We start from the raw sequence: 23,740 nt of genomic DNA, 5'->3' as shown, positions 1-23,740 counted from the left end.
GCGTCAGTCGATGCGGGTCGCCGTGACGTCGATCACGCTGGGCTTGAGCGCCCCGCTGCGCTCGAGGTGCCGGCGCAGCAGCGCGACGTTGCGGCGGTTGGCCTTGAAGGCGGCGTCGAACAGGTCGCCGACCAGCGGCACCGCGCCCACCACGCCGTCGATCGCGACGTTCGCCGCCATGCGGGCGAGAAGCCAGCGCGGCGCGCCGAGGCGGCGGGCCTCCCAGACGATGTAGGACGAGATCGCGGTGGTGATCGCATCGCCGATCACCGGGATCAGGCCGACGATCGCGTCGAGGCCGATGCGCCGGTTGCCGGGCAGCAGGATCGCCGAATCGAGGACGTGGGCGAGGAGATCGAGGCGCGCCATCACCTGCTCGGGCGTCGAGCCGGCCAAGCCCTGGCCTCCCTTGGCCTGTCCGGCCCTGGCGCGCAGGCCGAAGGGATCGTCCTGCGGGAAGCGGCTTTCCTTGAAGCTGCCGCCCTGAAACTCGCCACCCTGGCCGAAGGAGCCGGCCCCGAAGGGCGGGACGCGGCCGGCCGTCTGCGAAGAGGTCATCCCGGGGCTCCGGAGCGTGTGCGTGGTGCTCATGCCCCAGGATGTGGCCCCGCCCCTGCGGTTCAACAAGGAGGCCCCGCATCAGGCCGCGCGCCCCGGCGCCAGGCCGGCGAGGCGGTCCAGCGCCCGGTCGAGGGTGTCGTCGCGCTTGGCGAAGCAGAACCGCACGATGGTGCGCACCGGCTGGTCGACGTAGAAGGCGCTCACCGGAATCGCCGCGACGCCATGCTGCCGCACCAGCCGCTCGCAGAAGGCGACGTCGTCGCTCTCGCCGAGCGGCGCGATGTCGAGGTTCAGGAAGTAGGTGCCGGCCGAGGGCAGCACGCTGAATCCGAGGCTCCGCAGGCCTTGCGCGAAGCGGTCGCGGGCGCGGGCGAAGTCGACCCGCATGCCCTCGTAGTAGGACTCGTCCTTGGCGAGACCGTAGGCCACCGCGGCCTGGAGGTTCGGCGGCGTGGTGAAGGTGAGGAACTGGTGCGCCTTGGCGAGGCCCCGCATGAGGTGGGGGGCGGCCATCACGAAGCCGACCTTCCAGCCGGTGAGCGAGAAGATCTTGCCCGCCGAGCCGATCTTCACCGTGCGCTCGCGCATGCCCGGGAACGCCATCAGGGGCCGGTGGCGGCGGCCGTCGAACACCACGTGCTCCCAGACCTCGTCGCACACAGCCACGGCATCGTGACGCCGGCAGAAGGCGGCGAGCCGTTCCAGGTCCTCGTCCGGGAAGACGGTGGCGGCGGGGTTGAGCGGGTTGTTGAGCAGCACAACCTTCGTGCGCGGCGAGAAGGCGGCGGCGAGCGCCTCTTCGGTCAGCCGGAAGTGCGGCGGCGTCAGGGTGACGAAGCGCGGCACGCCGCCGGCCCGGCGCACCAGCGGCAGGTAGGCGTCGTACATCGGCTCGAACAGAACGACCTCGTCGCCGGGCTCGATCAGCGCCATCAGGGCGCCGGCGAGCGCCTCGGTGGCGCCGGAGGTCACCATCACCTCCGTGTCCGCGTCGAGGACGAGCCCCTGCCAGTGGGCGTAGTGCTGCACGATCGCCCGGCGCAGCTCCGGCAGCCCCATCATCGGCGGGTACTGGTTCCAGCCCTCCACCACCGCCTCGGCGGCCTTGGCGCGCACGTCCGCCGGGCCCGGATCGTCCGGAAACCCCTGGCCGAGATTCACGGCGCCGGTTTCGCGGGCGAGCGCCGACATCACCTCGAAGACGGTGGTCGGCAGGTCGGCGAAGATGGGGTTCATGCGAAGCGCGGCGGGTTCGAGGACGATGCGGGAGCCTCGCTACCACGCCGTGCCGCCGGACGGAACCGAGCCGCCAGGGTCGCGATCGCGCCGTGTCGGTGCGCAGGAGGAAGCGCCGCGCTCCGCCACAGCCTGCTTGACATAGGTAAACCGAAAATCGGAATCACGTGTATTTTGGTGAAACATCGCAGGCTGGCGCGGTTTGACTGGCCAACGGGGGTTCTCCCGCGATCTCAGAGGAACATCATGCTGAAATATGCACTGGCCGCCCTGGCCTGCGGCGTGCCGACGCTCGCCCTCGCGCAGAACGTCGTGGCGCCTCCCGGCGCGCTGCCTCCCGGCGCGGCTCCGGGTGCCCGCCCGGTCATCGTCAGCCCGGTCGATCCCGGGGCGACCGGAAGCCTCGGCGGAGCGACGAACAGCGGCCCGGGCGCCGTCGACGTGATCCCCGGCCGCACCGGCGCCAGCACCGCGGTCGACGATTCGGCCGCCGCCGGCAACGCCGAGCAGCAGACCCGGGCGGTCCCGCAATTCGGCCGCAATGGCGGCAACGGCGCGGCCGGCGGCAGCCCGTAAGGCGGAGACGCGAGGAGGGCGTCGCGTGACGGAGCGTCGACGTGACGATCCGACCCTTCCATCCCCCGTCGAGGGAGGAGGAAATGGTCGGAGAGCCGGAGCGACCCGTCTCGCCGTTCGTGGACGGCGCTCACGGGCCGGCCGGACATCCGAGGTCACCGGCCTTTAGGCCTGGCCGACCACCTCACGGACTGCCCGTCTCCGGCACCCCGCTGCCCTGCCGGCGCGACGCCTCCTCCTCCTCCGCCTTCTGGCGCGCGGCTTCCGCCGCACGCGCGGCCTCCGTCGCGCGGGCAGCCTCGGCGGCCCTCGCGGCCTCCTCCGCCCGTTGCTTGGCAAGCCGCGCCTCCTCCACGGTCCGCGCGCGGTCCATCTCCAGGCGGCTGCGGCGGCGGGCGAGCTCGTTCCGGTCCGCCTCCACCGTCTCGATCTTGTCGAGTTCGCGCTGCAGCACCACCGCCGCCAGGACGTTGCTGAGCGGGACGAGGTCGAGCTCGCGCTGCGGCCGGGCGAGCGGGCCGGCGAGCGCCAGACCGAGGGTCGGGGCCGGCGCCGTCCAGGCCCGGGGCGTCGTGGTGGCGGTCAGGGTGCCGCGGGCGTCGAGGCGCAGCGACTTCATGTCGACCTGGACCAGGCCGGACCAGGAGGCCGGGCCGAGATCGAGGGTCAGGGTGCCGGTGCGCAGGGTGCCGCCGACCATCGAGGCCGGCACCGCGACCGGCCCGGCCAGCACCAGCGGCCCGCGGTCGAACTCCTCCGACACCACCCGCTCGACGCGGCCCGCCCGGAGCGGATCCTCCTCGGCGAGGAGCCGGGCGAGCGCCCGCTGCACCGCCGCCGGGTCGAGGTCGCGCAGGGTCAGCCCGGCGAGTTCGAGGCCGCCGCTGCCCGCGAGGTTGCCGACGAGGGCGGCCGGACTGTCGCCCGCCGCGCCGAGGCGCAGGCGCAGGCTGACCTGGCCCCGCACGGCCTCGCCCCCGGTGAGCGTCGGGAGCGCCGCCGCCGTCAGGCTTCCCTCCGCCGACAGCGTCGCCTGGCCACCCTGGCGCGCCAGGGTGGCGCTGCCGGCGAGCCGCCCGCCCGCCAGGCCGGCCTCGAACTCGCGCAGGCTGAGCCCGTCGGCACCGAGCCCGAGGCCGAACCGCGCCCAGTCCGCCGCAAGGCCGCGGCCGAGGTCGAGCCGCCGTACCGTCATGGCGACCTGTCCGGTCACCGGTGGCACGGCGGGGGGGGCGAACCGAGCGGCGGCCCAGCTCTCGGTGCCGGCGGAGGCCGCCCCGATATTCAGCCCCAGGGCACCGGTGAGCCAGGGCAGGGAGAGCCGCTCGAGCGCGACGCTGCCGGCGACGTCGCCGGTGGCGTTCCGGGTCAGCGTCGCGTCGATCGCCGTGCCCGCCACCGTGCCGGCGAGTGCCAGGCGCGGGATCTCGCCGCTGCGGCTAAGGCCGAGGGTCAGCCGCGCCGGCACCGGGTCGGGCGGGGCGGCGGCCCGGCCGAGGAGGCCCGCGAGCGGCCGCAGGTCCGGGGAGGCCAGGGTCAGCGCGCCGTCCTGGACCGGGCCCCCCGCCGCGGGCAGCAGCAGCGGACGGCTGGTGCCGATCGCCGCCCCGGCGATCTCGGCGTCCAGGGTCAGGCTCAACGGTGCGCTCGCCTCCGCCCGCCGCCCGCCGAGGCGCAGGTTCGCGGGGGATGCCAGCGCCGGATCGTCCGGCCGGCCGAGCCAGCGGCCGGAGGCGACGCCGTCGAGGCGCGCGTCGAGGCTGTCGAGGCGCCCGGCCCGGGCGGCGACGGACAGGCCGAGCCGGCCGCCGGCGGCGCTGCCGCGGGCGTGGCCGCGCAGGCGGCCGTCCTCGACCGCGCCCGGCTCCCGCTCCAGCGTCACCTCGAGGGCGACCGGGCCGTCGCGCAGGAAGGCCGGCAGCACCCGCGCCTCGTCGACGAAGGTGCGGGAGACGAGGTCGATCAGCGGCGCGGCCACCGGGGCGCTCACCCGGCCGGCGATGCGCCCGGCCCCGTCGGCGCCGATCCGGCCCGAGAGGCTGGCCTGGGCGCCGGCGAGGTCGCGCACCTCCAGGCTGTCGAGGCGGAGCGCCGCTCCCTCGGATTGCAGGCTCGCGGCGATCTCGCCGGTGCGGGTGCCGGTCGGGCCGTAGCGCAGGTCGCGGGCCTGGAGCGTCAGGCCGACGTCGTGGTCCTGCAGGGCCGCGATCGCGCCGCGCATCGGCGGCAACTCCGCGACGTCGAGACCATCGGCGACGATCTGCGCGTCGAGGCGCGGGCGCGGCACGTCCGGCCCGGTCGGGCTGTAGCGGGCGCTGCCGGTGATCTTGGCACCCCCGAGCGCCACCCGGGCGTTGCGCAGCGAGAGCACCGGCAGGGCCGCCGCCACATCGGCCTCGGCCGAGAACGGCCGCCCGTCGAGTAGCCCGCTGAGCGGGCCGCCGAGGCCGAGGTGGTCGAGGAGGCGGGCGAGCCGGTCCGAGGCGGGGGCGTCGACCGCGACGTGGCCCGAGATGCCGCCGCTCGGCGTGACGTCGCCGGTGAGCGCCAGCCGCATCGCGCCCGCCGCCGTGCCGGACAGCCGGCGCAGCGAGACCGCCCCCGAGGGCCGCAGCAGGGCCCCGAGGCTGGCGCCGCTCCATTCCTCCCGGGCGAGGACCAGGCTGTCGACCGCGATCTCGATGGCGAGGGTGCCGGGCAGGGAAGCGGGCGCGAGGCCGCGGCCGATCAGGGCCTGGCCGGTGGCGCTCGTCAGGAAGGCGTCGAGGTCGAGGCGGCGGGCCTCGAGGGTGAGGGCCGCCCGGGCCGCCGCGAGGTCGAGGCTGCCGCGGCCGGCGACGCGCAACGGGGCCTCGCCCGGTACCTCGAGGCTCACGCTGTCGAAGCTCGCGTGGCGGCCCTTCGCCTTGAACCCGCCCTGGACCGAGAACGGCAGGCCGGCCCCGGCGACCTGGGCCGGCGGTCCCACCACCAGGCGGGCGGTGCCGCTCGCCTCCGGCACCCCGCCGCCGTCCGGGTCGGCCGCGACGCTCAATCGGGCGTCGAGATCGAGGCGCGGCACCGTGTCGCCGCCGGCGCCGAGCTTCACCGGCACGGTCCCGTCCGGGCCGGGAGCGCCGGTGGAGAGGCGGAACGGCACCGTCTCGACGCTGCCTTCCGCCCGCCACGGTCCGGACAGGCGCGGCGCGGAGAGCCGGACGTTCTCGGCATAGACTTGGTCGGTGCGCCCGGTCGCCGCCACCCGGGTGGTGACGAGGAGCTGGCTCACCCGCAGGTCCTCGACCGCCAGCTCTCCGCCCACGGCCTCGGCGAGGCCGGGCGGGAGCCGGAAGCTGCCGGCCTCGGTCATCGGCAGGGTGACCTCGCCGCGGCCGATCCGGGTCTCGGTGAAGCGGATCTCGCCGGAGAGGAGCGGGGTGAGGGCGATCTCCGCCTTGACGAAGCGCGCGTCGAGGGAGGGCCGGTCGCGCCCCGTCGCCAGCACCAGGTGGTCGACCCGCAGGCGCGGCGAGGGCAGCAGGCGGATCTCGAGGCGGCCGTCGCTGTGCGCCTCGACCCCGAGGGACCGGCTTAGCGCCGCGTCGAACCCGGCGCGGTAGGATTCCCACGGGATGAAGGGCGGCGCGACCAGGGCCGCGGCGAGGATCAGGATGACGAGGCCCGCCAGGGCGGTCAGGATGTCGCGCACCGTGCTGTCCGTGCCGCCCCGCGAGGAGAGCGCCGCCCCTTGTTCGTCCGACGGCCCGGCGGGCCGTACCCCGATGACTGCGCTAGCATATCGGCAGCGGAGACGCGGGCGAAATCCGCCGCGATCACGCAGCGGGACCCTGCCCCGATGCGCCCGCGCAACGCTTGCTGCCGACCTGACAGCACGGGCCGGCACTGTTAGAGCGGCGGCGTGACCAAGCTCCCTGATCCGATGCGCTACTATCTCGGCCTCGCCACCACCTTCCACGACCCGGCCCTCGCCCTGGTCGGGCCGGACGGCGCGGTGCTCTTCGCCGAGGCGACGGAGCGCTACCTGCAGTACAAGCGCGCCCCGAACTGCGAGCCGGACTCGGCGCCCCGGATGGCGGGCCTGCTCGAGGCCCACCTACCGCCCGGGGCGGAGCTGGTGGTCGCCACGACCTGGGGGCCGGATTTCAGCCGCTACCTCTCCGGCCAGGCCGCGGCCGGCGCCTTCGGGCTCGAAGCCCTGGCGGCCCATTCCCCCGCCCTCAACCGCTCGCTGGTACCGGAGCGGGCCGAGCGCACCTTCATCGCCGAGCTCGGCCTGGCGCAGGGCCGCGCCGGCTACGGCACGCTGCTCGGCCTCGACCGGGCCCATGGTGGCCGCTCGACGATCGCGGGTCTGCGGCGCTACCCCCACCACCTGACGCATGCGGCCTATGGCCTGTGGGGCTCGCCGTTCCGGGACGCCACCTGCCTCGTCGTCGACGGCATGGGCGAGACCGGCGCCTCGGCGATCTACCGGATGGAGGCCGGGCGGCTGATCGAGGTGAAGCGCCATCGCGGGCGCGAATCGATCGGCTTCTTCTTCGGCTTCGTCACCGACCTCGCCGGGTTCGACCAGGCCAAGGGCGAGGAGTGGAAGATCATGGGGCTCGCCCCCTACGGCCGGCCCGACCCGGACCTGATGGGGCTCCTGCGCCGGCTCTACCGGGTCGAGGGCGGCCGCCTGCGCTTCTCCGACGCCGCCACCGTCCAGGCGGTGGCGGACGAGATCCGGGCCCGCCGCCCGGCCGAGGCCGAGGCCGAGGGCTGGGCCGACCTCTCGGCCTGCGGCCAGGCGGTCTTCTCGGAGATGATGGACGTGCTCGTCGCCGAGGCGTGGCGGCTCAGCCCCCACGAGAACCTCGTCCTCACCGGCGGCTGCGCGCTCAACTCGTCCTATAACGGGAAGCTGCTTCAACGCTCCGGCTTCCGGCGCCTGCACGTGCCGTCGGCGCCCGCCGACGACGGCAACGCGCTGGGAGCGGCCTGGCTCGCCTTCCAGGAGGACAACCCGGACTGGACCGGGCCGGGCGCCCTCGCCACGCCCTATCTCGGCTCGCGCGTCTCGACCGAGCCGCTGGAGCGGATGGTCGGCTGGGAGCCGCGCCTCAGGCATCTCGGGCATGACGGCGTGACGCAGGCCGCGGCCGACATCCTGGCCGCCGGCGGCCTCGTCGGCTGGGTGCAGGGGCGGGCGGAGTTCGGGCCCCGGGCGCTCGGCAACCGCTCGATCCTGGCCGACCCGCGCCCGGCCGACGCCAAGGCGGCTCTCAACGCCAAGGTGAAGTACCGCGAGGCGTTCCGGCCCTTCGCGCCCTCGATCCTGGCCGAGGCCGGGCCGGACTGGTTCGAGGATTACCAGGACAGCCCCTACATGGAGCGCACCCTGGTGTGGCGGCCCGAGATGCGCGCACGGGTGCCGGCGGTCGTCCACGAGGACGGTACCGGGCGCCTCCAGAGCGTGACCGAGGCGCGCAACCCCGCCTACGCCGCCCTGATCCGGGCCTTCGCCGCGCGCACCGGCGTGCCGATCCTGCTCAACACCAGCTTCAACGTGATGGGCAAGCCGATCCTCCACACCGCCGAGGACGCGATCCTGATGTTCGCCACCACCGGTCTCGACGCCGTGGTGATCGAGGACTGGATCCTGGTGAAGGACGGGGTCAAGACGTGAGACGGGCCGGCCCCGTCCCCGGGTGCCGGCCCCTGAAAACCTTGCGGTGCTGCGCGATTACTCGCAGACCTCGACGCGCTTGTAGGTGAAGGACTCGTCGTCGAGCCACACCTTGCGGCGCTCGAAATGGCAGATCGGGCCGCGGCGCGGGCGCACGATCACGGTCTCGGGCTCCTCGACGTAGACCCGGCGCGGCGGCGGCACGACGTAGGCCGGCGGCGGCGGGGGGGCGGCCTGGGCACCGTTGATGATGGCACCGGCCGCGACGCCGCCGAGCACGCCCGCAGCCGCGCCGCCGAGGATCGCCGCGCCGACATTGTCGCGGGCCTGGGCCTGGGGGGCGACGACGAAGAGGGCGGCGACGAGCGCCGCGCCCGCGCCGAGGCGCGGAAGGCCGTATGAGGTCAGAGCGCGCACGCTGGAAATCTCCGAAAGGGTGTTTGCGCGAGGATGCGAGTGAGTGCTTAACGAAGTGCCAAACTTGCCGGCCGACGCAGCATCGGACGGGACGGCGCGGGACCGACGAAAGCCTCGTGCCGTCGGGCTCAAGCTGTGGCGGCGGTTTGCGGCGATTTCCGGGTATGCCTACGGTTCGGTCGAGAGTGTGTATTTCGGGTGACGGTGACGGTCGTGGGCGCCCAGGACAGCGCGGCTCGACGCGACAAGGGCCGCCCTCCCGGGCGGCCCTTCATCGGCGTTACATGTTCATCAGGGCGTTGGCGGTGCCGACGACCGTCATGGCGAGGCCGCCGGCCAGAACCCCGATCATGCCGTAGGACACGGCGCGCAGAAAGCGCATCTCGCTCATCGCCGGCCCCCTCAGCAGCGGTACCCGCCGGCAGTCTGGCCGTACTGCTTGACCGGGAAGTTCTGCTGGTTGGCGTTGCCCTCGGCGGCCGAGCTCATCGGGCAGGCGCCGTAGAACGGCACGCTGGTATTGGCCGAGCCGAGCGAGCCGGTGGTCTCGACGTCCCGGCCCTCGACGGTCTGGCTCCAGAATGGGCGGGCGGGGGAGTTGGCGCTGAATGCCATGGCGGACGAGATCGGAGCGACGCCAAGGACGAGCGCGGTGGCGACGGCGGCGATGCGGGTCTTCATATGGTATTCAGTCTCCTTTGAATCGACGGGCCGGCGTTCATGGCCCGCCTCTGTTGCGGTGATCGAGATATAGGAGGCCGCGCATCGCCGCGATGTGTCCTCGCGCACGCGACGGAACGGAACACATATCTGGGCCGTGCAGGCCTGTGGATCGGAGCGGCGCGCCATTCTCTGCCGCGGGACGCCCTGCCTCTCCGGCAGCCGCGCCCACCGTGGCGCGGCAGCCCTGACCGGCAGGGTTTCGCGCCCCTCGTCCCGGCCAGGCCCCGAACCTCTACCGCGCCTCCCGCATCGCGCTCGGCGGGCGGTCGTGGCGGCGCGACCAGGCCCGGCGCAGCTGGCGCGGCGAGGCGAAGCCCGCCCGCTCGGCCACGCTCTCCATGTCGAGGCGGGTCCGGGCGAGAAGATCGCGGGCCAGCGCCACCCGCAAGGCGTTGACGTAATCGGGCAGGCTCATCCCGGCATGGCGGTTGAACAGCCGCGAGAGGTGGCGCGGGCTGGTGGCGGCGATGTCCGCCAGGGTCTCCAGGCTCCAGGCCCGGGCCGGGTCGGCGCTCACGGCGTCCTGCACCCGGTGGATCGCCGGGTGGAGGTGGTTGCGCCCGTCGAGCCAAGGCGAGAGTTGCGGGTCGCTGCCGGCCCGGCGCAGGTACACCACGAGGTAGCGCGCCACCGCGGCCGCGCAGGCCGGATCGACGAGGCGCGCCACGAGATGGAGCATCAGGTCGATGCCGGCGGTGATGCCGGCGCTGGTCAGGCGCTCGCCGTCCTCGACGAACAGCCGGTCCTCCAGCACCCGGGCCGCGGGGGCGAGCGCGGCAAGCTCGGTGCAGGCCGCGTGGTGGGTGGTGCAGGCATGCCCGTCGAGGAGCCCGGCCCGGGCGGCGAGCAGCGCGCCGGAGCAGATCGAGACCAGGCGGTGCCCGGGCCGGAGGGTCGCCCGCAGCCAGGCGACGATCGCGTCCTCCGCCGCCCGCTCCGCCTCGCCCGGGGGCGAGGGGTCGCCGAGCACCAGCTCCGCCGTGCCGGCGAGCACCACAATGGCGCCCTCCGGCAGCGGCGCGGGCAGGGGCGAGAGGCCCGTGAGCCCGAGCCCGATCGAGCACGTCACCTCCGGTGAGGGCCCGGCATGGCTGACGCAGAACCGCACCCGGTCCTGGATCAGGTTGGCCTTGCGCAGCACCTCGACGGGGCCGGCCACGTCGAGGAGCAGGGTGCGCGGCGGGCACACCACCACGACGGGGATGTCGGTCCGCGTGCTCACGCGGCGAGGCGGACGGCCGGGCCGGCGAGCGCCTCCTCGACGGTGGCGATGCGGGCGAAGCGGCCGGCCAGCACCAGCTCGGTGCGGGCCCGGATCTCCTCGGCGCTCCAGCGCCGCCCGGCAGCGTCGGTCATCGCGAAGGTCAGGGTCGCCTCCGCCACGTAATCGACCGTGTAGCCGAGGTCGGAGGCGTGGCGGGTCGTGGTCTCGCAGCACTGCTCGGTGCGGATGCCGCTGACGAGGAGCCGGCGGATGCCGTTCTGGTTGAGCCAGACCTCGAGCCCGCTGCCGACGAGCGCGCTGTGGCGGCGCTTGTGGAACACGGCATCGGGCGCGATCCGCAACGGCTCCAGGGTGCGGACATGGCCGGAGGCGAGGGAAAACGGCCCCTGCTCCTCGACGTGGAAGACCTGCAGTACGGGGACGTTTTTCGCCACCGCGCCGTCGATCAGGGCCTGCTGGCGGTCGAGGAAGCGGGGGAGATCCGCCTCGTCCCAGTAGGGGCGGTGGCGGAAGGAGTCCTGGACGTCGATGACGATGAGGGCGGTGTCCGGCATGGGATGATCCTTAGCGGGTGGGACGGCGCCAGGATAGGCGCCCCCCGAATCGCCGAAAGGCCACGGCCGGACCGGAAGCGGACGAAAAAGGACAGGGCTTCAGCGCGCCGCGACGACCGCCAGGCCGGCCCCGACCATCACCCCGCCGGCGACGCGGTTCGCCCGCCGCAAAGCCGCGCGGGTGCGAAGGACGCGGCGCAGCCGGCCGGCCAGGAGCACGTGGCCGCTGATCACCAGCGCCTCGACCGCCAGGATGATTCCGGCGAGGATCGCGACCTGCGCCGGGGCGAGCGCGGCCCCGACCACGTTCGGCAGCAGGGCGAGGTAGAACAGCGGCATCTTCGGGTTGCCGAGGTTGAGGGCGAGGCCGGTGACGAATCCCGCCGCGAGGCCGGGCCGCCTTCCGTCCGCACGGTCGGCCGGCAGGACCGGCTCGGCGGTCCAGAGCCGGAGCCCGGCCCAGACCAGGTAGGCGGCACCGGCATAGCGCAGCACCGTCATCACCGCCCCCATCTCCTGCGCCAGGACCGAGAGCCCGCCGGCGGCGAGGACCAGGACCGCCAGGATGCCGGCCACCATGCCGACCCCGTAAGCGAGGCCCGCGGCGGGCCCGTGCGACAGGGTGCGGGCGACGATGGTCATGTTGTCGGGCCCGGGGCTCGCGGCGAAGACCAGGAAGGCGGCGGCGAAGGCCAGAAGGGTGGTCGGATCCACGATGCGCTCCGGGGTCGGGGGACCCGAGGCCGTTCAAGAAGCGGGCCACGGATCCCCTCACGTCACCGGGTCAGCCGCGGGCCGCTTCCGGCCGCGGCTGCGGCCTTGCGCGCTGCAGCCCCAGCAGCAGAGCCAGCGCCGAGCCCGCCGCGGCGGCGCCCGCCAGCGACACCGCCGGATAGCCGAGGCCCGCATCGATCACCCCGCCCCCCAGGGCGGCCCCGACCGCGTTGCCGAGGTTGAAGGCGCCGACATTCATCGCCGAGGCGAGGTTCGGGGCGTCGGCCGCCGCGCTCACCACCCGCATCTGGAGCGGCGGGACGATGGTGAAGCTCGCGACGCCCCACAGGAAGATCAGCGGCACGGCCGCCATCTCGGAGCGCATCCCTGCCGCGAACAGGACCAGGAGCCCGATGAGGGCCGCCAGGGAGCCCAGAAGCGTCCCGTCGAGGGAGCGGTCCGCCAGCCGGCCGCCGAGCCAGTTGCCGAGGGCGAGCCCGAGCCCGTAGACGACCAGCATCGCGGTGACGAAGCCGGGGCCCGCCCCGGTCTCCGTGCGCAGGATCGGCGCGATGTAGGTGAACACCGTGAACATCGCGCTCGCGCCGAGCACGGTCAGCAGCAGGGCGGCGAGGACCGGGCCGTTCCGCAGGGCGCGCAGCTCCCGGCGCATGTCCGAGCCCGCCGCCACCGGGAGCGGCGGCAGCGAGAGCCGCAACGCCACCATGGCGACGAGGCCGATCCCGGCGATGCCCAGGAAGGCGAGGCGCCAGCCCAGGGTCTCGCCGATCCAGGCCGCGAGGGGCACGCCGCCGACCGTCGCGACGGTCAGGCCGGAGAACATCGCGGCGACCGCGGAGGCGCGCCGCTGCGGCGGCACCACGCCGGCCGCCACGACCGCGCCGACGCCGAAGAAGGCGCCGTGGTTGAAGGACGTGACGAGCCGCGCCGCCAGAAGCGTGCCGTACCCGCCGGACAGCCCCGAGAGCAGGTTGCCGAGGGTGAACAGGCCCATCAGCCCGATCAGCAGGGTGCGGCGCGGCGTGCGGGCGAAGAGCAGCGTCATCACGGGCGCGCCCACGAGGACGCCGAGGGCGTAGGCGGTGACCAGGAGGCCGGCCGCCGGGATCGAGACCCCGAGGTCGCCGGCGATGGCCGGCAGCATGCCCATCGGGGTGAATTCGGTGACCCCGATGCCGAACGCGCCGATCGCGAGCGCCAGCAGGGGTGGGTTGATCGTCATGGGAGGCTCCCCGGTTGTTCCGGGCCGGCATTGTCTTGACGGAATGCCTCGGCGGTAGCCAGTGTCCCGGACCAGGATCTGTGCGCCGGAGTCACGAATGCCGCGGGATGCGCCCGATCGCGCCGGGGAGATGGCGGTCTTCGCCGCCGTGGTGCGGGCCGGCAGCCTGTCGGGCGCCGCCCGCGCCCTGGGCCTGACGCCCTCCGCGGTGAGCCGCATCGTCGCCCGGATCGAGGCGCGGCTCGGCGTGCGGCTCATCGTGCGGACGACCCGCCGCCTGCACCTGACGGCGGAGGGCGAGGCCTATGCCCGGGCGGCACGCCGCATCCTCGCCGATCTCGACGAGACGGAGAGCACCCTCGCCGACCAGGCCTCGCCCCGCGGCAAGGTCCGGGTCAGCGCCGCCACCGCCCATGGCCGCCTGGTCGTCGTGCCGCTGCTGGCGGAGTTCGTCGCGCTCCATCCCGAGATCACGGTGGAGATCGACCTGAGCGATCAGGTCGCGGACGTGCTCGGCGGCCGGGTCGACGTCGCGATCCGCTTCGGGCCGCTCGCCGACAGCCCGCTCACCGCCCGCCGCCTCGGCGAGACCGGGCGCATGGTGGTCGCGGCCCCGTCCTACCTCGCCCGGGCCGGCGTGCCGCGGGTCCCGGCCGATCTCGCGCGGCACAACTGCCTCGACTTCAGCTTCCGGCGCGTCGAGCCCGGCTGGCCGTTCCGGGAGGAAGGGCGCGACGTCCTGATGGCGGTGCGGGGCAACATCACCGCCAATAGCGGCGAGACGCTGGTGCAGCTCGCCGTCCAGGGCATCGGCATCACCCGGGTGGGCACCTTCCATATCGGCGAGGAAGTCGCGACCCGGCAGCTCGTCCCTCTGCTCGAAGCCTACAATCCGCAGGACCGGGAAAGCATCCACGCTGTCTTCGTGGGCGGCACCGCCATGCCTGCACGGGTGCGGGTCTTGGTCGATTTCCTGGCGCAGCGGATGCGGGCCCGGCCGCCCGAGGGCTGACCCGGCCGCGAGCCGTCAGTGCTGCCCGACCTCGCCCAGATGCGTCAGCAGCGCCTCCGCCACCTGATCGGGCGCCTCCCGGGTCGGGAAATGGCCGACGCCGTCGAGCTCCAGCCGCCGGTAGGCTCCGGTGAAGTGCTGGTCCTGGCTCGCGAAGGAGGCCGGCAGCAGGCAAGCATCGGCGCCGCCATGGATCACCAGGGTCGGCACCGCGATGCTGCGCGCCTCCTCCGCCTCCCGGGTCAGCGCGGCGAAGCGCGGGTCGGGCGCGTCGGCGCCCCAGCGCGAGCGGTAGAAGTTGAGGGTGACGGCCGCCCAGTCCGGGTTCTGGAACGACGGGGCGGTCCTGCCGAAGGTCTCGTCGGTGAACCACGGGCCGGGCGGGCCCCAGGCCACCCATTGCTCGCGGGCGAAGGCGAGGGGGTTCTCGCGGACGAAGGCGGCGCCCGGCTCGGTGTTCATGAACCACTGGTACCAGAAGGCCCGCACCTGCGGCAGCGGCGGCACGCCGATCCGGCCGGGGGCCCAGGGCACCGAGAGGGCGGCGATCGAGGCGACGCGCTGCGGCCGGGCCGCCGCCAGCAGGTAGGCGACGCGCCCGCCCCAATCGTGCCCGATGATCGGCAGGCGCGAGAAGCCGAGCGCGTCCATGAAGGCGAGGATGTCGGTGGCGAGCGCCGCGGTCTCGCCGGTTCTCGGAGCCTCCGGGTTCAGGAATTTCGTCGGGCCGCAGCCGCGCCAGTAGGGCACGATGGTGCGCCAGCCCGCGGCGTTGAGCTTCGGCACCACAGCGTCGTAGGTGCGCGGGTCGTCCGGCCAGCCGTGCAGCAGCAGCACCGGCTGGCCCATGTCGGGCCCCGAGGCCTCGTAGGTGATCTCGACCTCGCCGGCGGCGACGCTGTTGACGTCCATGGTCGTGCTCCCGTCGCAAACGCGAGGGGCGGGACCCGAAGGCCCCGCCCCTTGCTCCTCTCAACGGCCAAGATGGGTCAGCCGATGATCTTGTCGATGGTGATCGGCAGGTCGCGGATGCGCTTGCCGGTGGCGTGGTAGACGGCGTTCGCCACCGCGGCGGCGGTGCCGACGATGCCGATCTCGCCCAGGCCCTTGACGCCGAGCGGGCTGACCTTGTCGTCGGGCTCGTCGACGAAGATCACCTCGATGTCGTGGATGTCGGCGTTCACCGGCACGTGGTACTCGCCGAGATTGTGGTTCATGAACAGCCCGAGGCTGTGGTCGAGCATCGACTCCTCTTCCAGCGCGGCGCCGATCCCCATCACCACCCCGCCGAGGATCTGGCTGCGCGCGGTCTTGAGGTTGAGGATCCTGCCGGCAGCGATGGCGCTCACCACCCGCGTCACCCGCACCACGCCGAGCTCCTCGTCGACCTTCACCTCGGCGAAGACCGCCGAGTGGGTGTAGGCGGCGTAGCGCGTGGTGGTGAGCATGTCCGGCTTGACCGACCCGGTCGCCTCGACCCTGTCGACGCCGCCGGCCCGCATCGCCTCGGCGATCGAGACCTTGCGGGAGGGATCGGCCTGGAGCCGGATCTCGCCCTCCGCGAAGGTGACGTGGGCGAGGTCGGCATTGGCGAGCGGCGACTCAGGCAGGCCGCGGGCGTAGCCGAACAGAGTCTCGGCCACCTTGCGGCAGGCCGCCTGCACGGCGGCGCCCGAGGAGGCCGCGGTCCAGGAGCCGCCGGCGAGCGGCGCCTCGGGCAGCGCCGTGTCGCCGAGCCGGGTCGTCACGTGGTCGAGGGGCAGGCCCAGCGCATCCGCGCCGATCTGGGCGAGGATCGTGTAGGTGCCCGTACCCAGATCGGCGGTGGAGCAGGCGACGTCGAGCCTGCCGTCGGGCGTGAGCGTGGCGCTCGCGCTCGACTGCATCATCATCGCCTCCCACACGCCGGTCGCCATGCCCCAGCCGACGAGCTCGCGCCCGTCGCGCATCGCCCGCGGCTCCGCCTTACGCCGGCTCCAGCCGAATCGCGCCGCGCCCTGCTGGTAGGCGGCGCGCAAGGCCTTCGAGGTGAAGTCCTTGCCCTCGCCCTCGTCGCGCTCGGCGTAGTTCCGCAGCCGCAACTCCAGGGGATCGATTCCGGTGGCGTAGGCCAGCTCGTCCATCGCCGATTCGAGGGCGAAGATGCCGGTGACGGCCCCCGGCGCCCGCATGTCGGCCGGGGTGTAGGTGTCGATCTTGGCGAGCTTGTAATCGAGCGTGACGTTCGGGCAGTGGTAGAGCAGGCCCGACCAGTTGACGACGGCCTCCTGGTAATCCTCGAAGGTCGAGGTGCCGGCGACCGCGTCGTGGGTCAGGGCCTGGAGGCGGCCGTCCTCGTCCGCGCCGAGCGCCACGGTCTGGTAGGTCTCCGGCCGGTAGCCGAAGGTGAACATCTGGTCGCGGGTCAGCACCACCCGCACCGAGCGCTTGAGGTCGAGGGCGGCCGAGACCGCGAGATAGAGCTGGTATTGCGGCCGCAGACCCGAGCCGAACCCGCCGCCGACGTAAGGCGTGATCACCCGCACGTCGTCGGGCTTAAGGCCGAACACGCTGCAGACGTAGCCCTGCGTGTTGTTCACGCCCTGGATCTTGTCATGGATGGTGAGCTTGCCCTCGCCCTCGTAGACCACGGTCGAGGCGTGCGGCTCCATCGGGTTGTGGTGCTCGATCGCCTGCTTGTACTCCTGGCGCAGCCGGATCGGTGCGGCCTCGAAGGCGCCGGCGGCGTCGCCCCGCGGGTCCGGCGGCGGCTTGATGCCGGAGCGCTTCTTCGGCGGGACGTAAGCCGCCTCGCGGTTCTTCTCGAGGTCGGTGTTCGGCACGTCCTCGGCATAGGCGATCCTGACGAGGGTCGCGCCGTAGCGGGCGAGTTCGAAGCTCTCCGCCACCACCAGCGCCACCGGCTGGCCGCCATAGACGATCTCGGGGCCGTTCAGCGCCCGGAACGGCGACCCGGGCGGCGCGACCTGATCGCGGTAATTGTAGTCGAGCCAGGCGGTGCGCGGCCGGTTCTCGTGGGTGAACACCTTGATGACGCCCGGCACCGCCTCGGCGGCGCTGGTGTCGATCGCCGTGATGCGGCCCTTGGCGATGGCGCTCGACACCACGACGCCGTGGGCGAGGTCGGGGGCCGTGAACTCGGCGGCGTATTTCGCGGCGCCCGTCACCTTGGCGGGACCGTCGAGCCGGCTCTGGGCGGTGCCGACGACGCGGGATGGGGTGGCCATGGGATACCTCAGGCGATGCGCTTGTCGGTCTGGGACTGGGGCGTGCCGGCGGCGGCCTGGCTCAAGCCCCGCACGATGGCGCGCCGCGCCAGCTCGACCTTGAAGGCGTTGTGGGTGTAGGGCCGGGCCTCGGCCAGGATCACGTCCGCGGCCTCGCGGAACGTCTCCGGATTGGCCGGCCGGCCGACGAGACGATCCTCGGCCTCGGCGTTGCGCCAGGGCTTGTGGGCGACGCCGCCGAGCGCCAGGCGGGCCGTCCGGATCGTGTCGCCGTCCATCTCGAGGGCTGCCGCCACCGAGACGAGCGCGAAGGCGTAGGACAGCCGGTCGCGCAGCTTCAGGTAGGTGTAGTGCTTCGAAAAGTCCTCGTCCGGCAGGTCGACCGAGAGCACGATCTCGCCGTGCCGGAGCGTGGTGTCGTTTTGCGGCTCGTCACCCGGCAGGCGGTGGAAATCGGCGAAGGGAATGGCGCGGCGCCCATCCGGCCCCTCGACCTGCACCACCGCCTCGAGGGCGGCCAGCGCCACGCACATGTCGGAGGGATGGGTGGCGATGCACTGGTCCGAGGCGCCCAGGATCGCGTGGATGCGGTTGACACCCGTCATCGCCGGGCAGCCGCTGCCGGGCTGGCGCTTGTTGCAGGGCGTGCCCTCGTCGTAGAAATAGTAGCAGCGGGTGCGCTGCAGCAGGTTGCCGCCGGTGGTGGCGGCGTTGCGCAGCTGCGGCGAGGCGCCGGCGAGCAGCGCGCTCGCGAGCAGCGGGTAGCGCTCGTTGACCAGCGGGTCGTAGGCCACCGTGGCGTTGGGCACGAGCGCGCCGAGCCGCAGGCCGCCCTCGTGCTGGACGATCTCGTCGAGCGGCAGGCGGGTGATGTCGACGAGGCGGCCGGGCCGCTCGACGTTGTACTTCATCAGGTCGACGAGGTTGGTGCCGCCGGCGATGAAGCGCGCCGCCGGATCGGCCGCGAGGGCCTGCACGGCCTCCTGCACGGTGCCCGCGCGGGTATAGGCGAACCGGTTCATTCCGCGGCCTCCCGCAACGACGACGCCTTGGTCTTCAGGACGTCCTCGACGGCGTCGACGATGTTGGTGTAAGCGCCGCAGCGGCAGATGTTGCCGCTCATGTGCTCGCGGATTTCCTCGCGCGAGCGGGCGCGGCCCTCCTCGATCAGCGCCACCGCCGACATGATCTGGCCCGGCGTGCAGTAGCCGCACTGGAAGGCGTCGTGCTCCAGGAACGCTGCCTGGACCGGGTGGAGGCTGCCGGTCGACAGGCCCTCGATGGTGGTGACGCGGGCGCCGTCCTTCTGCACCGCCAGCGCCAGGCAGGAATTGATGCGCTTGCCGTCGACGATCACCGTGCAGGCGCCGCACTGGCCGTGGTCGCAGCCCTTCTTGGTGCCGGTGAGGTCGAGGTCCTCGCGCAAGAGGTCGAGGAGCGTGGTCCAGGGCGCGACCTGGAGTTGCCGCTCCTGCCCGTTGATCGTGAGGGTGACCGGAAGCGTGTCCGGTAGGGCGGAGGTGCCGCTGTCGCTCAGCATGGGCTTGGGCCATCGCTCCTGGATGAGGGGCCCGGCATCGGCGCGCGCCGAGAGGGGGCGCACGGCCCCGGCCGGGCGGCATACCCGACAACCGTTCCAAGGTGCGGGCGTTCCCCAAGGGCGTATCGAGGGCCGCCGGGCAGTCGGCCTACGGGAGGGGTGGCGCCAGGACACGCCTTCGTGCGTGTTCGGGGCGAGCGTCCACGTCCGCGGCGCAGGGCATGTCCGCGGCGCAGGGGAGGTCTGGCCGCAGCTCGCCCGGGACGGGATCGTGTCCGCGTGCCGTCTGGTGGCGCGTCCGATGCGCGGATGGGCCTGGCGGAGGCGGCGGCGCGGCACGCCCCCTGTCGCCTACTCGCGCCGATCGGCAACGCCCCTCCTGCCGAACCTGGAGCGGGTCACTCCCGATGTCTCCGAGATTCCTGGAGCCCTCCTTCGAGGCTCCTCTCGGTCCGCGATCGACGATCGTGCGCGATCTTCGATCGCCGGCACCTCAGGATGAGGTCGTGGATGGGATGGATGGGACCGACGGGATGCCGTTCTCGACAACCAAACAGGCTCCGATACGAATTCCGGACGCAATCGTCCGGATGTCGTATCACTCGCGCATCGGCCGGCCTCAGGCGGGCCGGGCCGGGGGATGGATGAACGGCCAGGGCGAGGCTTCCGTGCCCTGCGGCACCCGGACCTCGATCAGCGTCGGCCCGGGCCGGTCGAAGGCCAGCCTGAGTTCCGCCGCGAGACCGTCCGGCGTGGAGACCGCCGCCCCCGCGACGCCGAAGGCCTTCGCCAGGAGCAGGAAATCCGGATTCTCCAGGACCGAGCCGATGATCCGGTTGCCGAACCCGGTCTGCTGGTCGCGCAGCACGTTGCCGTAGGACGCGTTGTTGACGACGACCGTGACGAGCCCGATCCGCTCCTGGGCCGCGGTCGCCAGCTCCTGCACGCCGAACAGGAAGCCGCCGTCGCCCGTCACCGAGACCACGGCGCGGCCGGGATGGGCGACCTTGACCCCGAGCGCCGTCGGGAAGCCGAAGCCGAGCGTGCCCTGGTAGCCTTCCGAGACGTAGGTGCGGGGCTCGTGGACGGGCCAGCCGAAATAGGTGGCGAAGCCGAGCTGGGAGAGCTCGGGCACCAGGAACCCGTCGCGGGGCAGCACGGCGCGGATCGCGTCGAGATAGGCGACCTGCGGCTGCACCGCCTCGACCGCGCTCCTGGCCCGCGCCTTCGCCGCGGCGATCGCCGCCCGCCGGTCGGGCCGGTCCCGGCGGGGGAACGCCCGCACCGCCGCGAGAAGCGCCCGGGCGCCGTCCTCGGAATCGGCCAGGATCCCGACCTCCGGCACGAGGCGCTCGAACTCGACGGGGTCGATGTCGAGGCGCACGAGCGGAGGCGTCTCCGGACGGTCGATCAGGCGCATCATCCCGGCCCAGCGCATGTAGGGCATCTCGAGGCGCGAGCCGATGCCGACGAGGGCATCCGTGTCGTCCCAGAGCAGGCGCGCGGCATAGGACGAAACCCCGAGCGGGTGGTCCTCGTCCACGACCCCGCGCCCGCCGCGGAAGGCGCCTACCGGCGCGTCGAGGGCCTCGGCGAGCGCCAGCACCGCCGCACCGGCGTGCTGGGCGCCCGAGCCGACGAGGATCATCGGCCGCTCGGCCGCGGCGAGGAGCCGCGCGGCACGGGCGACCGCCTCGCCGCAGGGCACCGGGCGCCGGTCGGGCCGTGAAGCGGGCAGGGGGGCGACCTCGGCCGCGCCCGCCATCACGTCCCAGGCCATCTCGACGGCGACCGGGCCGGGCCGGCCGGACAGCATCCGGCGGAACGCCTCGTCGATCACCGCCGGCGCGTCCTCGACGCGCTCGATCCGCTCGGCCCATTTCACGAGCGAGCGCAGCGTCCCGAGCTGGTCGGGCAGCTCGTGCAGGTGGCCGCGCCCCTTGCCGAGGAAGGCGGTCGGAACCTGGCCGGTGAGGCAGAGGACCGGGCTGCCGGTGCCGTAGGCGGTGCAGAGCGCCGCCGTGGTGTTGAGGACGCCGGGGCCCGGCACCACCGCGTAGACCCCCGGCCGGCCGGTCGAGCGGGCATACCCGAAGGCCATGTAGCCGCAGGCCTGCTCGTGCCGCGCCCCGACGGTGCGGATCGCAGCCTCGCGCTGCTTCAAGGCGTCGAACAGCGGGTACATCTGGGCGCCGGGCAGGCCGAACACGGTGTCGACGCCGTTCGCCGCGAGCGCCTCGACGATCGCCGCTCCGCCGGTCATGCGGCGCAGGGCGCCTGGGCTGCGGTCCATCAGGGGGCCTCGTCGGCGACGGTGTTGCGCAACAGGCCGATGCCCCCGACCTCCACCTCGACCACGTCGCCCGGCACGAGGAAGCGCGGCGGGTCGAAGCGGGCCCCGGCGCCGGCCGGCGTACCGGTGAGGATGATGTCGCCGGGCTCGAGCGTGCAGAAGGTCGAGACATATTCGAGGATGCGGCCGAACGGGAACATCAGCCGCGCGGTGGTGTCGTCCTGGCGGACCTCGCCGTTGACCCGGGTCACCAGCCGCAGGCGCTCCGCGTCGACCGCGTCGGCGGTCACGATCCAGGGGCCGAGCGACCCGGACGACGCCCAGTTCTTGCCGGGCGTCACGTTGAACTTGCCGTGCCGCACCCAGTCGCGCAGCGTGCCCTCGTTGGCGAGGGTGTAGCCCATGACGTGGTCGCGCCAGTCCGCCGCGCGGATGCGCCGTCCGGCCCTGCCGATCACCAGCACGATCTCGCCCTCGTAGTCGAGCTGCCGGCTCTCCGGCGGGCGCAGGATCGGGGCGTCGGGCCCAGAGAAGCTCTCGGGGAAGCGGATGAACAGGCTCGGATACGGCGGGAGGTCCGAGGCGTCCTTGTACTCGGCGTTGCGGTCCGGGTAGTTCACGCCGACGCAGAAGCACTTCCGGAACGCGCTCAATGGCCGCCGGAGCCGGACCGCCCCGGCCGCGTGGTCGGGCGGCGTGCCGGCGAACGCCGCGGCCTCCGCCACGGCCTCGGCGGCGATCAGCGCGTCGAGGGTCGGGTAGGGCAGGCGGCGGCCGAGGTCGACGACGCCGGTCCTCCCGCCCTCCTCCTGCCAGAGGCCGTAGGAGACGGCGCCGCCGCTCTCGAAGGTGACGAACTTCATGGACCTCCTCCGAAACTGGGCCTCATCCGACATGGCAGGAGACGGTGCCGAACGGGCCGTAATCGGCGGTGATCGTGTCGCCCGGCCCGATTTCGATCGGGCGGATGAAGGAGCCGGCCAGCACGATCTCGCCCGCCTTGAGGCCGCGGCCCTGGCCGGCGAAGCGCTTCACCAGCCAGGCGACCGCCGATGCCGGATTGTTGAGCACCCCGGCGGCGAGGCCCGTCTCCTCGACCGCGCCGTTCTTCGCGCAGATCGCCCCGATCCAGCGCAGGTCGTGATCGCCCGGCCGGAACGGCCGGCCGCCGGTCACGATGCCGGCATTGGCGGCGTTGTCGGCGACGGTGTCGACGACCCTGCGCCCGGCACCCGTCTCGGGATCGGCGCGGAAGATGCGGGTGTCGAGGATCTCGAGCGCCGGCGTGACGTAGGCGGTGGCGTCGAGCACGTCGAACAGGGTGCAATCCGCCCCCGAGAGGTCGCGCCCTAGCACGAAGGCGAGTTCCGCCTCGACGCGCAGCCCGATGAAGCGTCCGCCGGGCACCACCCCGCCGTCGGGGAAGACCATGTCGTCGAGGATGTAGCCGGAATCCGGCTGGTCGATGCCGACCGCCGCCTGCATCGCCCGGGAGGTCAGGCCGATCTTGTGGCCCCGGATCCGGCCGCCGGCCGCGACCTTCCGGGCGACGAAGGCCTCCTGCACGCGGTAGGCGTCGTCGAGCGTCGCCTCCGGATGCAGGATCGAGAGGGCGCGGGTCTGGCGCCGGTCCCGCTCGGCCTCGAACAGGCTCTGCGCGAAGGCCTCGACGGCGTCGTCCAGCATGGCGGTCACCCGGCGACGATCGGCGAGGCCGCGTAGGACGGCTGGCGGGCCGGCGTGCCGGCGAAGGGCGTGCCCTCCTCGAACCAGCTCCTCGGCGCCGGCGCCCCCCAGAGCGTCTGGCGCTGCGGGTCGCGCAGGTCCCAGCGGATCGGTTCGTGATCCGGGTCGATGGTCTGGTAGTCCGAGCAGTAGATCTCGATGCGGTGCCCGTCCGGATCCCGCACGTAGAGGAAGAACGCGTTCGAGATGCCGTGACGTCCGGGACCGCGCTCGATGCTCGCGACGTAGCCGGTGGTCGCCATGAGGTCGAGGAGGTCGATGATGTTCATCGGGTGCGAGACCCAGAACGCCACGTGGTGCAGCCGCGGCCCGATTCCGTGGGTGAAGGCCATGTCGTGCACGCCGCCCTTGCGGTGCATCCAGGCAGCCCAGAGGCGCGAGCGGTCCTCGTTCTCCGTGTATTCCGTCACGCGGAAGCCGAGCTCGTTGTAGAACGCGACCGAGGCGTCGACGTCGTCGGAGAAGCAGTTGACATGGTCGATGCGCAGGGGCTTCACGCCCCGGTAGAGCGCGTAGGTCTGGTGGACCGCCGGCAGCTTCTCCATGCGGAAATAGAACTCGAGCGGCACGCCGAGCGGGTCGACGGTGCGCAGGGTCCGGCCCTGGTAGGGCTCCTCGACGAACGCCGCCGCGAGGCCGCGGTCGCGGAAATGGGCGTGAGCGCGATCGAGATCCTCCTCGGAGAAGACCTTGAAGCCGAGGTGGCGCGCGGCGGGCGCCTCGCCCCGCTCCAGCACGACGCAGTGATGGCCGCGCTCCTCCATCGCCCGCAGGTAGAGGCGCGTCCCGGTCTCCTCCGTCACCTGGAGGCCCAGCGTGTCGGCCCAGAACGCCTTCGCGGCGCCGAGGTCGCGCACGGTCAGGACGACGTGGCCGAGGCGCACGACGTGGAAGGGCGGGGCGAGCACCGGGGCCGGCACGGGCATGGGGCGGATCCTCCTGGACCGCCTCTGGCGGGCGGCCGCTGACGACGGGGCGGGCACGGCGGCCCAAAGCAGCGTTGCA

Annotated in this window: 20 protein-coding genes; 3 read left to right on the top strand and 17 right to left on the bottom strand. The window is 73.3% G+C overall.

Annotation, left to right across the window (positions count from 1 at the left end; translation table 11 throughout):
- Positions 1 to 3: 3 nt before the first annotated feature.
- Entirely contained in the window at positions 4 to 558 is a 555-nt protein-coding gene (locus EU555_RS21785; protein ID WP_135417327.1) for a DUF4112 domain-containing protein, read from the bottom strand.
- Between the two features lie 81 nt (positions 559 to 639).
- Positions 640 to 1,797 (bottom strand): aminotransferase, encoded by a 1,158-nt coding sequence (locus EU555_RS21780; protein ID WP_135417326.1) that lies wholly within the window; start codon positions 1,795 to 1,797, stop codon positions 640 to 642.
- Between the two features lie 246 nt (positions 1,798 to 2,043).
- Between EU555_RS21780 and EU555_RS21775 the strand changes: the two genes are divergently transcribed.
- Entirely contained in the window at positions 2,044 to 2,373 is a 330-nt protein-coding gene (locus EU555_RS21775) for a hypothetical protein (RefSeq protein ID WP_135417325.1), read from the top strand.
- A gap of 184 nt (positions 2,374 to 2,557) precedes the next feature.
- Here the strand turns inward: EU555_RS21775 and EU555_RS21770 are convergent, their stop codons facing one another.
- On the bottom strand, positions 2,558 to 6,061 hold the full coding sequence (locus EU555_RS21770) for an AsmA-like C-terminal region-containing protein (RefSeq protein WP_135417324.1): 3,504 nt from the start codon (positions 6,059 to 6,061) through the stop codon (positions 2,558 to 2,560).
- Positions 6,062 to 6,292: 231 nt separating this feature from the next.
- Here EU555_RS21770 and EU555_RS21765 point away from each other — a divergent pair, with 231 nt between their 5' ends.
- Positions 6,293 to 8,041, top strand: a complete 1,749-nt coding sequence (locus tag EU555_RS21765; protein ID WP_135417357.1) for a carbamoyltransferase family protein — start codon at positions 6,293 to 6,295, stop codon at positions 8,039 to 8,041.
- 57 nt (positions 8,042 to 8,098) lie between these two features.
- On the opposite strand, the gene EU555_RS21760 is transcribed toward EU555_RS21765, so the two are convergent.
- The 6 genes from EU555_RS21760 to EU555_RS21735 all read right to left on the bottom strand — a co-directional run bounded on the left by EU555_RS21760 (position 8,099) and on the right by EU555_RS21735 (position 12,917).
- Positions 8,099 to 8,458 carry a hypothetical protein gene (locus tag EU555_RS21760; protein ID WP_135417323.1) on the bottom strand — a complete coding sequence of 120 codons (360 nt, stop codon included), beginning with the start codon at positions 8,456 to 8,458 and terminating at the stop codon, positions 8,099 to 8,101.
- A 402-nt stretch (positions 8,459 to 8,860) separates the two neighbouring features.
- Positions 8,861 to 9,139 (bottom strand): hypothetical protein, encoded by a 279-nt coding sequence (locus tag EU555_RS21755; RefSeq protein ID WP_135412712.1) that lies wholly within the window; start codon positions 9,137 to 9,139, stop codon positions 8,861 to 8,863.
- A gap of 274 nt (positions 9,140 to 9,413) precedes the next feature.
- Complete coding sequence (locus tag EU555_RS21750; protein ID WP_135417322.1) at positions 9,414 to 10,403, bottom strand: GlxA family transcriptional regulator; 990 nt, start codon at positions 10,401 to 10,403, stop codon at positions 9,414 to 9,416.
- Complete coding sequence (locus tag EU555_RS21745) at positions 10,400 to 10,960, bottom strand: isochorismatase family protein (protein ID WP_135417321.1); 561 nt, start codon at positions 10,958 to 10,960, stop codon at positions 10,400 to 10,402. Before EU555_RS21745 ends, EU555_RS21750 begins: the two co-directional genes overlap by 4 nt.
- 99 nt (positions 10,961 to 11,059) lie before the next feature.
- The gene (locus tag EU555_RS21740) at positions 11,060 to 11,674 is read right to left on the bottom strand and encodes a LysE family translocator (protein WP_135417320.1); all 615 of its coding nucleotides are present in this window, start codon (positions 11,672 to 11,674) and stop codon (positions 11,060 to 11,062) included.
- Positions 11,675 to 11,744: 70 nt separating this feature from the next.
- Entirely contained in the window at positions 11,745 to 12,917 is a 1,173-nt protein-coding gene (locus tag EU555_RS21735) for an MFS transporter (RefSeq protein ID WP_135417319.1), read from the bottom strand.
- Between the two features lie 97 nt (positions 12,918 to 13,014).
- On the opposite strand from EU555_RS21735, the gene EU555_RS21730 reads away from it, so the two are divergent.
- Positions 13,015 to 13,929 (top strand): LysR family transcriptional regulator, encoded by a 915-nt coding sequence (locus EU555_RS21730; protein WP_135417318.1) that lies wholly within the window; start codon positions 13,015 to 13,017, stop codon positions 13,927 to 13,929.
- A gap of 15 nt (positions 13,930 to 13,944) precedes the next feature.
- Here the strand turns inward: EU555_RS21730 and EU555_RS21725 are convergent, their stop codons facing one another.
- From EU555_RS21725 to hpaD, 8 genes are all read right to left on the bottom strand, one after another.
- Positions 13,945 to 14,841, bottom strand: a complete 897-nt coding sequence (locus EU555_RS21725; protein ID WP_135417317.1) for an alpha/beta fold hydrolase — start codon at positions 14,839 to 14,841, stop codon at positions 13,945 to 13,947.
- A gap of 77 nt (positions 14,842 to 14,918) precedes the next feature.
- A complete protein-coding gene (locus tag EU555_RS21720) occupies positions 14,919 to 17,156 on the bottom strand; it encodes a xanthine dehydrogenase family protein molybdopterin-binding subunit (protein WP_135417316.1) in 2,238 nt (745 codons plus the stop codon).
- An 8-nt stretch (positions 17,157 to 17,164) separates the two neighbouring features.
- On the bottom strand, positions 17,165 to 18,178 hold the full coding sequence (locus tag EU555_RS21715) for an FAD binding domain-containing protein (RefSeq protein ID WP_135417315.1): 1,014 nt from the start codon (positions 18,176 to 18,178) through the stop codon (positions 17,165 to 17,167).
- Positions 18,175 to 18,696, bottom strand: coding sequence for a (2Fe-2S)-binding protein (locus tag EU555_RS21710; RefSeq protein WP_135417314.1), 522 nt, complete (start codon positions 18,694 to 18,696; stop codon positions 18,175 to 18,177). Before EU555_RS21710 ends, EU555_RS21715 begins: the two co-directional genes overlap by 4 nt.
- Positions 18,697 to 19,315: 619 nt before the next feature.
- The gene (locus tag EU555_RS21705) at positions 19,316 to 20,968 is read right to left on the bottom strand and encodes a thiamine pyrophosphate-binding protein (RefSeq protein WP_135417356.1); all 1,653 of its coding nucleotides are present in this window, start codon (positions 20,966 to 20,968) and stop codon (positions 19,316 to 19,318) included.
- Between the two features lie 20 nt (positions 20,969 to 20,988).
- Complete coding sequence (locus EU555_RS21700; RefSeq protein ID WP_135417313.1) at positions 20,989 to 21,852, bottom strand: fumarylacetoacetate hydrolase family protein; 864 nt, start codon at positions 21,850 to 21,852, stop codon at positions 20,989 to 20,991.
- 22 nt (positions 21,853 to 21,874) lie between these two features.
- Positions 21,875 to 22,675: a 2-oxo-hept-4-ene-1,7-dioate hydratase gene (hpaH, locus tag EU555_RS21695; RefSeq protein WP_135417312.1), complete on the bottom strand. Its 801-nt coding sequence runs from the start codon at positions 22,673 to 22,675 to the stop codon at positions 21,875 to 21,877.
- A 5-nt stretch (positions 22,676 to 22,680) separates the two neighbouring features.
- Positions 22,681 to 23,661 (bottom strand): 3,4-dihydroxyphenylacetate 2,3-dioxygenase, encoded by a 981-nt coding sequence (hpaD, locus tag EU555_RS21690; protein ID WP_135417311.1) that lies wholly within the window; start codon positions 23,659 to 23,661, stop codon positions 22,681 to 22,683.
- Positions 23,662 to 23,740: the final 79 nt, after the last annotated feature.

This window comes from Methylobacterium nonmethylotrophicum, from assembly GCF_004745635.1.
In the GTDB taxonomy this organism is placed as follows: domain Bacteria; phylum Pseudomonadota; class Alphaproteobacteria; order Rhizobiales; family Beijerinckiaceae; genus Methylobacterium; species Methylobacterium nonmethylotrophicum.
This window is presented reverse-complemented; position numbering and strand designations above follow the sequence as displayed.